Origin of the sequence: Bacteroides sp. AM44-19 (assembly GCF_003603395.1) — a bacterium.
In the GTDB taxonomy this organism is placed as follows: Bacteria; Bacteroidota; Bacteroidia; order Bacteroidales; family Bacteroidaceae; genus Bacteroides; species Bacteroides uniformis.
In genome coordinates this window covers 58,182-71,683 of the sequence record NZ_QTNB01000012.1, presented here as the reverse complement: position 1 = coordinate 71,683, position 13,502 = coordinate 58,182, and the positions used below count along the sequence as shown (strand labels likewise).

Below are 13,502 nucleotides of genomic sequence, written 5' to 3'. Positions count from 1 at the left end.
TCACGACAGACGCTGACGTCTATCACAACAACTACTGGTGCCAGACATTTCACTCACAAATATTTTATTATTAAGTGTTTATTTATAATTTATCAATATCCCGGATTCTGGTCAGCCTGATTGATGAGCGGGTTGGTCAGAATCTCATTCGTCGGAATCGGGAAGATTTCCTGATAAGCCTCGTGCTCAAAGAAACGGAATGAGTCACCAGTCTGCAGACAAGCCTCTTGTGAAGAGTTGGCTGCTGTCTTCGGATATTCGGCGGCAAACCATTCTTTGCACATACCCATACGGCACAAATCATGGTAAAGCGAGAACTCGGCATTGAATTCATGGCGACGCTCTATAATCAGCGCCACCTTCCATACCGGAGAAGTATAGCCTTTGGCTGCTTTATAGCTTGTATAATAGGTCTCTGCATCCGGCACTTCCACCGTCTGGGTATTCAACATGTCGGCGGGTAGGTCAATCATCGTCGCTCCCATCTCCAAATTACCCCAAGCACGGTTACGTATCTGACGTATCATGTTCCATCCGGTAGCGTTGTCACCTGTCTCGAAACAACATTCTGCATAGTCGAGCATGATGCCTGCATAACGCTTCAGAGTCAATGAAATAGGATTGAATACTTTGTTGTTCTCACCTGGCTTGCATCTCCAGTATTTCAAGGAATAAACAGTAGGCATATTTTCGGAGCCTTGGAAAAGACCGTCAAAACCACTTGTCACCCCTACAGTCTGCCCGGTAATGGGATGCGTATCCCCTTTGGCAACAGCAGAGTACTGGCGGCGTTTGTCACCCGGTTCAAAGGAACGTACAAACTCCCAAGAAAGACAGAGAGAACCCCAGCCTCCCCATTCGGGTGCCGCGCACATATATCCGTACCACATCATGGCATCTGAAGACGAATCGGCTCCCCAACCCATATATCCTTGTTCATGATACATCACCTCAAATACGGACTCTTTGGTCCAATGTGTATCCCAGGCATGAAGGTTACCGAAGCAGGGCTCCAATGAATAGGTTCCACTGTCCACTATATCCTTCAGTTCCGTCTTGGCTTTCGTAAAGTCTTTCTTCAACATATACAGCTCGGCCAAATAAGCTTTGCAGAACCCCTTGGTTATACGTCCGTATTCACCATTCATGGGTAACCAATCCAGATGGTCGCGTCCAAAAGACAAATCTTCCTCGATAGCCGCATAAGTCTCATCCACGGATTCCGGGCGTGCCTTTCCTACCGAAGTAGTATAGGTTTCACCGGTAAGCAACATCGGTACCCTTCCGAAAAGTTTCGTCAGGTAAAGGTAGTTATAACCGCGGATGGCACGTGCTTGCGCTTCATAAACGGTCTTGGAATTGCTGTCCGCAAATATAGAGGCATCCGCTGTCTCCAGGCCAGCCAGGAAACGGTTTGCACGGTCCACTGCACGATAACTCATCCGCCATGCAGTCTCCAGGGAACCCTTATCGGGTTTCCAGGCATGACGCTGCCATTCCGCATCCCAACCGGAAGCCTGACAGTCCATCGTAGAATGGTTGGCAGCAAATACCTGAGGCTTGAATCCCCATGTCTCGTCATCACCGGAACCGTGCTGGTCCGTATAAAAGGTATCATAAAGTCCGTTCAATCCGGAAAGGACATTCTCCTCCGTCTTAAACATGAAATCCGCCGGAAGAATATCGTAATGATCCACTTCCAAATAATCGTCACAAGACGTTACGGTGCTTAAGGCCAGCACACCGATCAACAGTTTATATAAGTTTTTCATAATCATATTTTTTATCCGTTAGTATTAGAACTGTACACTCAGACCGAAAGTAACCGACATCGGGAACGGATAACGTCCTCCGTCAAATCCCGAATACAATACATTGGAGTCACCAACTTCCGGATCGCCGAACTTATTGTACGAAGAAATGGTACATACATTGTCGACACTGGCAAATACGCGTGCATTTTCCATTTTCACCGGTTTCAGCACATTCTTCGGGAATGTATATCCTATCTGAATATTTGAAATCTTCAGATAATCCCCCTTCTGGATGTAGGCGTCGGACACACGCATATTCTTATTATAGTCTGTCTTGGTGATACGCGGATATTTGGCACCGGTATTCGAAGATGACCATGCATTATTGATATATTCCTTCAGTACATTCTGATAACCGCCGTCGGGTGCATAGACAGAGGTCAAGCGGGCCGAAGAATAAGAAAGGATATCCATACCGGCTACACCGTACAAGTTCATCGAGAAATCAAAGTTTTTCCAGGAAGCGGTAAGGTTCATTCCGTAAGTGAACTTGGGATATCCATTGCCTATAACAGTACGGTCGGCATCGGTAATCTGCCCGTCACCATTCAAATCAACAAACTTATAGTCGCCGGGCTGAGTAGTCTTGTCCTGATATACACCACTTTCAACTCCCTTTTCAACCGCCAGCCTATTCATTTCATCAATTTCGGCCTGGGTTCTAAAAATGCCTTCTACCTTCCAGCCATAGTAGGAACCTACAGGATAGCCGTTCTGTGTAATGGAGTGGTTGTCCCAGTTGTCGCCATCTTGTGCTGAACCTGACTTGCTGAATATCGGATCGCCGACTTCAATAGCCTCGTTCTTCAGAGTAGACCCATTCAGTCTTATGCCGATATTCCAATCGCTGAAGCTCTTGTTCCACGCAGCAGTAAACTCGAAACCTGAGTTACGGATATGTCCCGCGTTAGTATAGACATTGGAGAAACCGGTAGAAGGACGAATCTGGCGATACAGAAGCAGATCCTTTGCGTCACGGATAAAGTAATCGGCAGAGAAAGAAAGCTCATTGTTCATAAAGGCAAAGTCAATACCGATATTTGTCTGCTCATTGGTTTCCCATTTCAAGTTGGTATCAATTTCTTTCTGCTGGGCGATACCGGCACCGTTAATCACACTCGAACCATTAAAGAACCAGTACATTGCATTTGCCGAAGACAACTGTGCAATGGACAAGTTGGTACCATTGCCCGCATTACCGGTCTGTCCCCATCCGGCACGCAACTTCAAGTTACTGAACAGTTCCAAATCCTTAATGAACTTTTCCTCGGAAAGACGCCAAGCTACAGAAGCGGAAGGGAATGTACCGTAACGATTGCCGGCACCAAAGTTCGAAGAACCGTCGCGGCGTACCGTTGCAGTCACAATATAGCGGTCGTTCAAAGTATAAGTCAGACGGCCGAAGTAAGAAAGGAATCTTGTCTTCAGGTCCAGCCCGCCATCCGTTTGCTTGGAAGAAGGATCATTGGTCAATGAAATTTGGCGGATGTTATCTGCCGGGAAATCGTTGGCACTGGAATTCAGCCAGGCACCGTTCGTATCACTGGTAGAGAAACCGGCCATTGCACTTACGCGGTGGTGCTCATTGGACCAGTCATAGTTCAAGAACGCTTCCAGACCAAGTGAGGTAGACTGGCTCTGATTCAGCGAGAACGAGTCCTTACGGTCTTGAGTTCCAAAAGTTCTGTCATTGTAAGCCGTATAGCCATTATAACCTCTGGTATAATAATTATAGCTGGCAATGGTCTTGAAAGTCAATCCTTTGTACAAATCGAGCTGCAGGAAAGCACTGGCGAGCAGACGGTCCCATTTATTGATGCTGTCGGCAGTCTTGGCAGCAGCAACCAGATTGTCAGCTCCCTTGTTCACATCCCCATTACCTTCTTTCTTGTAATGTCCCCAAGTACCGTCGGGCAACACAATAGGCATGGAATAGAAAACACCGTCCTCTACATAATCCATGGTTGGAATGGCTTGTGCATAGTTTCTCAGGTTGCCTCCTCCCATCTTTTCCGAATGCGCATAGTTCAAGTTCAAGCCTACATGCAGGAAGTCTTTCACTTTGTGGGTGATATTAGCGCGTGCCGTCAAGCGTTTAAAATTCGATTCAATCACGATACCTTGATTGTTCAAGTAACCCAGAGATAAGTTGGCCTGGGTATTTTCGCTGCCTCCCGAAGCAGAAAGATTATAGTTCTGCTGTAATGCCGTGCGTGACATTTCGTCCTGCCAGTCAATGCTGTTCAGTCTGCCTATGTAATCCTCGCCATACGCCAGATTGGTCATGGCAATACCGTCATTCTTGACGGCGGAACGTACAGCGCTTGCAAACAAGTCCGCGTCAGCCACATCAATCTTATTCGAATTGAACTGAAGGGCATAGTTGGCCGAGAAGTTCACCTTTGCCTTACCCTTACCGCCGCTCTTGGTAGTAATCATAATGACACCATTGGCACCGCGGGTACCATAGATTGCTGTAGCCGAAGCATCTTTCAGAATTTCGATGGACTCTACATCATTAGGATTCAAGAAATCGATGGAAGTTCCCACCTGCACACCGTCCACTACATAGAGTGGGTCGGCAGAGCCATTCACGGTTGCCACACCGCGGATACGGATGGAGAAACCTCCTTCCGGGTCACCGGAAGAACGGATGACAGATACACCTGCCGCAGCTCCCTGCAAACCTTGTCCCAAGTTCACCGGATTCCGCTTCATCATTTCCTCCGCATTCACGGAAGCCACAGAACCGGTGAGGTCGGATTTCTTCATCGTACCGTAGCCCACAACAACTACCTCATCCAAGGTTTCGGTATCCTCCTTTAAAATAATTTTCAGAGCATTCATATTCCCGGTTACTTTGACCGTTCGCGCCAGATAACCGATGTAACTGGTCTTCAGCGTAGAACCTACGGGACACTGCAAGGAGAAGTTACCGTCCAAATCGGTAATCATACCGTTTGTCGTACCTTCCACAATGACATTGGCACCGATGATGGGCTCGCCTTTCTCATCCACCACTTGGCCCTTCACAGTAACTACACTCTGCTGTACGACAGTGACACCTGCAAACGGCTGTACGCTTGTTGCAAAGAGAGGTCCGGCACATGCCAGCGATACTGACATGATACCCAAATACTTCATCACATTTCTCATAAATACTAAATACTTAGGTTTAACAAATACCCCGGTCATAAGCACATCGGGAAAAAGATATGCGACACAATTTTGTGCCACTATAGAGGCACTGCCGTGCCATTGGGAAGGCACATCTGTGCCACCATAGTGGCACAGATTTCGGTAACTATATCCCTTTCTCTTCCATACCGACAGGGGTGAATTCAATATAGATTTTCAAAGATTAAGTTCAGAAACTCAGGGAAGTGCCTTCAACCTGGTTCAACAGTTGCGGTTTGGCCTTTCCACAATCCACTTTCACAACCTGAATACGGTTGTCGGCAGGTAGACAAACCAATCCTTCCGCCTGCTTCTTGTCAGCACTGTATACCTTCAGGCTCATTTTGCTCCAATCCATCTCAGCAGTGGACTGCGCCAACTTCAGATGAGGAAGTACCGAACCGTCACGTACCAGCATGATTATCGGCAGACTGCCTGCTTCAATCCGGTGCCATCCGCCTTCGTAGACTTTCTCTGTCTGGTAGTCTATCCATTTTCCTTCGGGAAGGTAAACTGTGCGGCCCGTCATACCGGATTCAAGCAAGGGGGCAACCAGAATCTGCGAACCGAAGAGATACTCGTCATCCACTTTCCATGCTCCCGGATCATCGGGGAATTCTACAAACAAGGCTCTTAGCATCGGTAAGCCCTTTTCTGTACATTCCCTAGCCTGAGCATACACATAAGGCATCAGACGGTACTTCATCTCTGCACTCTTGCGGAAGACATCCTGCACACGCTTGCTGTCATACAACCACGGCTCTGTCGGAGGTGCCCCATGTGCGCGGGTATGGGAAGTAAGGAAACCGAACGGTATCCAGCGGCAATACAAGTCCTCCGGAGTGGATTTTACAAAGCCACCCATATCATGGCTCCAGAAGGAGAAACCGGACAAGCCGAAGGACAAGCCTGCACGAAGCGTACCCAGCAGACCCGTGTTCGTAGTTGCAGCATCACCGCCCCAATGCAATGGATAACGCTGGGAACCGGCCCATGCGGCACGTGCCCACATTATATTCTCGTTGTGCAACTTCTTGGTTATCTCGGACACTGCCATATCATAACGCACCGGATAGAGGTTATGCTCATACCATCCGCTCTTGCCGGAAGCGTAAATACCGTTCAGTGGAGCAGCCTCGCCGAAGTCTACTTTAATGGCACTGACACCGATATTCAGCAATCCCGCCAGTTTGTCCTGATACCACTTTACGGTTTCCGGATTGGAAAAATCGAGCACCACATCTTCGTAGGGAAGTTCACCATTTCCATTTTTCACATACATGTCTTTCTCTATCAGTTCAGAGAAATAACGATTTTTAGGAGTGAAATAAGGCAACTGCCACAAACATACATGGAAACCTTGTGACCTCAAATCCTTCAACATCTGCTGTGGATTCTGGAAACGGTTCTCGGAGAATTTATAGTCACACTGCCAGTCCACATCAAACCAGCCGGTATCGAAATGGATAACATCGCACGGATACTTGTTCTTACGGATATTGGCCGCTACATCATAACCTTCCTTTTCACTGAAATAGGTAATACGGCTCATCCACGTACCGAAAGACCACAAGGGGGGCATGCCCGGCTTTCCTACCAAATCGGTGTACTCGTCCAGAATATCTTTCGGCTCGCCGAAGAAAACGAACAAATCCAGGTTCTCGTCACCCATGAACATTTTGTTCAGCCCAATATAGGTAGCACCAAAATCACAAGTCACGGGAGCGGATGTATGCATAAACATACCATATCCCCGGTTACTCATAAAGAAAGGAATCGGTTTGTACATCTGGTCCGTCTCAGGCCCTTGTGGGTCTGTAACGAACAAGTTCACCTTCTGTCCGGCCTTGTTCAGCCCAGTGGCAGACTCTCCGCAACCAAAAATCATTTCATCTGCAGTCAAGGTAAATACCGGATTGATGCGGCGAGCATTGTCGCTTCCCCGCTTCACAAAACAGAACGGCGTATATTTTACCTGCGTAGAGTCCGCGTCGCTCAAAGCGGCAGTCTGGCTCAAGATACGTCCGGCTTTATCCTTCAAGACGATTCTCCAGGGATTCTTGTTAATCTGAATGGTTCCATAGTCGCTGGAATAGATAATCTTGTCATTCGTCTCGATAACTTTCCAGCTTCCATCCCTGCCCGGTTCCTTTGCCAACATGATGGAAGCGACAGGTTTAGGTTCCACCGGGGTCGTTAGCATACGGATACGTACCGTACGCGGAGTTACAAAGTCAATCTTGAATTTGAGGTTAGGGTCATTTTCATAGGCAGTGAAAGGAAAATCGAGCATTCTCATTTTACGGGGCTGTGCACCGTTGGTATTGAAGGCTTGACGGGGCATCAGATGCCCGCGTTTCCAGTTCACCAGCCCTTCACCCGACTTGGCATCGAATGACTCCAGGTGATCTGCAAAAAACAAGGTATTACTCAAGTCACGGAAATCGGTACTCATGTCCAGAGGTTGGTTCATCAAATACGAGGTACCGTCATTGACATGTGGCTGTGCCAACAGATTGCCGCCGGCAAACAACAGCATCGCCACTGCTAAAAGTTCTTTCTTCATACTATTAGGATTTAAATGATCTCGCCTGCAAATGTATTTTTCTTAAAGGAAACACAGATGCCTTAAAAATGTCTTTTAATATCCGGTTTTGTTTCATAGAACCCATATAGGGCCATTGGAAACAAAATGCATACTATTTTTCACCAAACGGAGGATATCATCCCACGCGAATACGCAAATCTTCCCTTGCTCGTTCGGAGGATTATATTTAAGTTTGCAGTTACAATATTGTTAATTCTTCTAATAAAGAAAATACATGAAACAACTGCTCCTATTCTTTATATGCAATCTGGCCTTCCTCCTTGCTGTTCAAGGTAATTCAGCGGAAATCCCGCCGGCTGTCATGTTCAAGCAGCTCTCTACAACAGAAGGACTCTCCAACAACAGTGTCCGAAGCATCTACAGAGACAAAAGGGGATTCCTCTGGGTGGGAACAGAATCAGGACTCAATAAATACGACGGCTACTCCTTCCAGCAGTATTACCAAAACAACTCCGATCTGCCGGACGATGCCATCAGCGAAATCTTCGAAGGACCGGACGACAATGTATGGATAAGGACTTCCAGCGGCTACAGTATCTATAATTATAAGACCGGTAAATTCGACAATGACTATAAACCCATACTCGATGGGCTGCAAATCCCCAGTAAAAATATTCTGAGGATGGGAAAAACATCCAAGAATGAGTTTTGGGCCTACGACTATTCCAAACTTTACATACGAAGCATGGACAACAGCTCCATCAAAGCCTATCCATTGGCAGTTGAAAAGATTTCATGCCTCTATATAGGTGTCCAGTTCATTTATATAATGTACTCCAACGGTACCCTATACAGTATCAGCAAGCAGACTTCCGAAGTCAAAGAAATAGCCATTCCCGCCGTCTATAGACCTTTGCTGCAGAATCATGAGCCACACATTTACATAGACCAAAACGAAAGCCTATGGGTATACACCTTCCAAAACAGCCTGCTTTTGCACAAGAACAGTTTTACACAGCAATGGGAGGACATCAGCCTGAACGATAACACCCACATACAGTACAATCGCGTGCAACGCATCCTCGACCTGGGAGACGGCAACGTATGGATACTTACCAGCCATATGGGGTTGTTCGTTTACAACGCCCTAACCAAATCTCTTACCAACTTGGTGCACAATCCATTGAAACCGCACACCATTGCCAGCAACAATCTGAATACCATTTACCGGGACAAAGACGGAACCATATACATAGGGAATTTCAAACACGGTATTTCCTATTATAGCCCCATGTCCCAAATCATACTATGCAACAAATCCCTGGAATATGATGATATCCTAACCTTCTGCGAAGACACAAACCAGGAATCCATTTACTACGGAACAGACGGTACGGGACTAATCCGACGTTCACTGGTGACCGATTCATACGAAAAGATAGTAACTCCCGCCAATATTGTAGTCGACTTATCCATCGACTCCAAAAACCGCCTATGGATAGGCACCTTCCAGAAAGGACTGCTATGCTACTCGAAAGGGCAAATCAAACAATACACAGTAAATAACAGCCAACTTCTCGAGAACAATGTGTATACAGTAGAGGTGGACAAACACGGATACATCTGGATAGGTACCATGAAAGGATACATACAGAGGTTAAATCCGGAAACCGGGCAGTTTGACACCATCTTGTACCGTCCGGGAGAATTCTTTGTCCGTGATATGTACTATGACAAAGACAGCACCCTTTACGTAGCAACCAGAGGAGGACTCATTATCATCGATACGGAAACCCAAGCCTATAATATATACGCCGAAGCCAGCCGCTTCAAGGAGAACAATATGCTCACTGTCTATAAGGACAGCCGGGACCTTCTTTGGATAGGACATCCACACGGACTGAGCATATGGAACCAGAAGAACGACTCCATCTACTTTCTTGACCAGAAAAACGGGCTTGCCGCCAATCTCGTCAGAGCCATCACAGAAGACAACAACAACCAAATGTGGATTGGCACCGGCAACGGCATCTCACGAATCAAAATAACAAACGATACATACACCATCGTGAACTACTCCGTAAGCGACGGACTGATATGCAACGATACCAATGTCCACGCCATCCTCAAACTGCAGAACGGCAATATACTGATAGGTACTCCTCAAGGTTACCAGACTATCATTCCACAAGACATCCTGACCACAAGTTATGATGCCAACATTTACCTTACCGACATTGAATTCAAATCCGGAATGCCCCATCCGGACATCCTGAACGGCAGCTCACTTGAATGTGCACAACATCTTTCCTTCACTGAAAAGGAAAATTCATTCACTCTGTCCTTCTCTGCCCTCGACCTGGTGGAAACGGATAAGATAAAATATGCCTATAAGATTCATTCCAACTGGATTTATGCTGAAAACAACAAAGTAAACCTATCCATGCTGACTGCCGGAAACTATACTTTATCCGTCAAGGCATGCAACTCACAAGGCATATGGAGCCCCAACGTCAAGGAACTGAAAATAAAGATACTCCCTCCTTGGTGGCGCACCTGGTGGGCCTATACCATATATACCGGTATCATTTTGTGTATCCTTCTGTCCATTATCCGCAATCTGCGCTTACGCCAAAAGCAGAAACAAATCATGCAGGCCATCGAGGTGGAAAATGAAAGGCAGCAGAAAATCAACAATATGAAACTGCAGTTCTTTGCCAACATAAGCCACGAACTGCGGACTCCCTTGTCACTTATCATCAATCCGCTTGAAGAGTTTTTCGTAGACCATCCCGAATATCGTAAAGGCATTCTGGATATAGTCAAACAAAATGCCGACTATCTGCTGGAATTGATTAACCAACTGCTGGATTTCAGAAAGCTGGATGCCAAGGCTGAAACCCTGAAATGCAAACATGACAACATCCTTATCATTCTGAGTGAAATATTCCACTCTTTCGATCCGATAGCACAGAAACGGAACATCAGCTATAGCCTTACCGCTCCACAACATTCTGTATTCATGGATTTTGACTATGGCAAGATACGCAAGATATGCACAAATATCCTGTCAAATGCATTCAAGTTCACTCCCAATAAAGGAAGCATCTCACTGGATATTGCCGTAAGAGGCACAAATCTGGAACTGACCTTTACCGACACCGGTTGCGGCATAGAGGATGGAGCCAAGGAGAAAATATTCCAAAGATTCTATCAGTCGGGCAAAAACCAGTCGAGCAACGGAGGCAGCGGCATTGGACTGCACATTGTTTCCGAATACGTAAAGATGCATCAGGGTACTGTCTGTGTCAGGGATAACCAGCCTTGTGGTTCTGTATTCCTGATTACCCTACCCCTGCACCAGAACAGTAATGAAACCAAAAACGGAGAACCGGTCGAAGAACCGGAAATAAAGGAAGAATCCCATCCATTCACCATACTACTCGTAGATGACAACTACGACTTCTTGAAATTTCTCTCTGAAAGTCTTGCCAGGCAGTATCATGTATTAAAAGCCACAAACGGAAAACATGCACTAAATGTACTGGAAAAGGAAGATATTGATTTAGTGGTCAGTGACATCATGATGCCCGAAATGGATGGTCTGGAACTATGTTCAACCATCAAGAACGATATACGCTATTCACATATCCCCATCATCCTGCTGACAGCCAAAGCAAGCGAGGAGCACCAATTGGAGGGACTTAACGTCGGCGCAGACGACTACATCACCAAGCCTTTCAATATGGAAGTCCTCAAACTGCGTATCAACAAGATTATTGAAATGAACGTAAAGCGGCAGGAAATATTCAATCAAGAAATTAAAATCGAACCAAGCCGCATCACCATCACCCCTCTTGACCAGCAGTTGGTAGAAAAAGCCATCCAGATTGTAGAGGACAATATCAGCGAAACCGAGTTTTCCGTCGAGGAGCTTGCCAGCAGCCTGAATATATCACGCAGCTATTTCTATAAGAAAATGATTAAGATTACGGGAAAGAAACCCATCGAGTTCATCAGAACCATCCGCATGAAACGGGCACAGCAACTCCTGACAGAAAGCCAAATGCAAGTTTCGGAAATTGCATATACCTTGGGGTATAACTCCCCCAAGGTATTCTCCAAGCATTTTAAAGATGAATTCAACATCAGCCCGTCCGAATTTATAAGGCAGCAGGCTGAATAGGAACATCATTTTGACATCAAAGCATCCAACGAAGACACCAACGCCACCAAAGCGGCACTCCAATTAATGGCTATCTCATTGGAAGCATACGAACCCTCCACATCTGCATAAGACTCATCCGGCAGGTTGGAAGCATAAGCAACGCCATCCTGCTGCCCAGGATTGGGACCGCCAACCAGGAAACCGGGAAGAGGTGCCTCTATGTCATCCGATGCAGAGAGACGATGGTGCGGATACAGAGGACTCTTCATCCCGAAACCGGTAACATAACAATATCCCGTAGCATTCTTTCCTAAAATGTAGTCCATATTGCGGTAGGCGTTCGTCAGGTACGACTTCTCGCCCGTAAGCAAATAGGCGCAAACCAGTGAAGTGGCTTGGTTAGCACACCCTTCGGCAAGGCATCCCCAGAAGAAATCTTTGGCATCGTTGCCGTAAGGAGCATGGAAAGGAGAGCGGTCAGCACCCCGCACAGCCTCGGCAGCATAGTCCAGTAACAGGTCTTTCATGGCATTTGCCAATTCCACGTCTTCACCCTGATATTCCCTGCCCGGTTGCAGCCAGGCAAACACGCCCAACGCAGTGGTATTGCCCCAAGAAGGAGTCTTATATGCAGTGGGCAGATGCTTCTTCACTTGTTCCCGGTAAACAGGCTTTCCCGTAGCAAGATAGAGCTCGGAAGCCGCCCAGAAGAATTCGTCATCGGCACTACGATCACCGTAAGCTCCCGTAACCACGGCAGGTTGATATTGCTTGTTGAGGAGGTCCTGATGATAGAGCGCTTGCGGATGCGCTTCTGCCCAGGCGTAAGCACGTTCGGCAGCCTGTAAAGCCACTGTCGAAAAGCCCGGATAATCCTCTTCGTAAGGAGCAAACAAGGCAGAAGCCTGCGCCAAAGCCGCAGCATAGTCCAATGCCGCCGTTACTGATTTCTGAACCACATAACGGGGCTGCCTACACTCCGTAGGCTTGATGAATCCCTCGAACGAAGGGGTAGTCAGCTTGTGGTAGACTCCTCCGTCGGCAGGGTCTTGCATAGTCAGCATCCATCTCAGGTTATAGTACATCTCGTCCAGCAAATCGGGCGTGTGGTTTCCGCTTTCCGGGATGTTGACCCGTTGACGGATAAAATAGTCAGGAAAGCGGGCATAAATCGCCTGCATCAGTCCGATGGAATAGGCGGAGTTCACAATATACTTGTTATAGTCTCCGGCATCATACCATCCTCCCGGAGAAGAAATCACCGTTCCCGCCTTACGTTCCGGCCCGGCAGCATTGGGATGTATCAGTACCTTGTCATCGGGATGGCCTGCCGGACGGCTCCACCGACCCGCATAAGTCGCTTCGATGGGCATGCCCGTACGTTGGTAATAGAAAGATTTCAAAGCAGCATCGGCCAAAGGGGACAGTACTCTTTCTTTTATTTCGAATGCCACTGAATCTCCGTTAACCATCAGAAAATAGTTTCCCGGTGCCGTGATGTCACTGAAATCCAATATCGTCCTGCTCTTATCCGACCAAGCAGATGAAGCAATATATCCGGGCTTACCGGAAAATACCCGATTGCCCGTGGCTGCATCTACTATGGTAAATTCACGTACCTCACCGGTATTCACCACTGCTACTTTTTCCTGCTGGGGATAGTACCCTAACTGATTCAAACGTATAGTTTCTGAAGGATGCCCTAAAGTGGCCATCCCTCCCAGAACTGTAAACAGACATGTAGTTATATTCATATCACTATTCTTTAGTAATCATTTATATTATTCTATTTCAA

General features: G+C 46.9%; 5 protein-coding genes. 1 reads left to right on the top strand and 4 read right to left on the bottom strand.

Going from position 1 to position 13,502, the window contains the following annotated elements:
- Positions 1-92 precede the first annotated feature (92 nt).
- The 3 genes from DW947_RS15825 to DW947_RS15815 all read right to left on the bottom strand — a co-directional run bounded on the left by DW947_RS15825 (position 93) and on the right by DW947_RS15815 (position 7,557).
- On the bottom strand, positions 93-1,772 hold the full coding sequence (locus DW947_RS15825) for a RagB/SusD family nutrient uptake outer membrane protein (protein ID WP_008662437.1): 1,680 nt from the start codon (positions 1,770-1,772) through the stop codon (positions 93-95).
- A gap of 24 nt (positions 1,773-1,796) precedes the next feature.
- The gene (locus DW947_RS15820; protein WP_229078291.1) at positions 1,797-4,970 is read right to left on the bottom strand and encodes a SusC/RagA family TonB-linked outer membrane protein; all 3,174 of its coding nucleotides are present in this window, start codon (positions 4,968-4,970) and stop codon (positions 1,797-1,799) included.
- A gap of 211 nt (positions 4,971-5,181) precedes the next feature.
- Complete coding sequence (locus tag DW947_RS15815; RefSeq protein WP_117962927.1) at positions 5,182-7,557, bottom strand: TIM-barrel domain-containing protein; 2,376 nt, start codon at positions 7,555-7,557, stop codon at positions 5,182-5,184.
- Positions 7,558-7,813: 256 nt separating this feature from the next.
- Between DW947_RS15815 and DW947_RS15810 the strand changes: the two genes are divergently transcribed.
- Positions 7,814-11,725, top strand: coding sequence for a two-component regulator propeller domain-containing protein (locus tag DW947_RS15810; protein ID WP_117962925.1), 3,912 nt, complete (start codon positions 7,814-7,816; stop codon positions 11,723-11,725).
- A 5-nt stretch (positions 11,726-11,730) separates the two neighbouring features.
- Here DW947_RS15810 and DW947_RS15805 read toward each other — a convergent pair whose 3' ends face one another.
- On the bottom strand, positions 11,731-13,461 hold the full coding sequence (locus DW947_RS15805; protein WP_117962923.1) for a glycoside hydrolase family 9 protein: 1,731 nt from the start codon (positions 13,459-13,461) through the stop codon (positions 11,731-11,733).
- Positions 13,462-13,502: the final 41 nt, after the last annotated feature.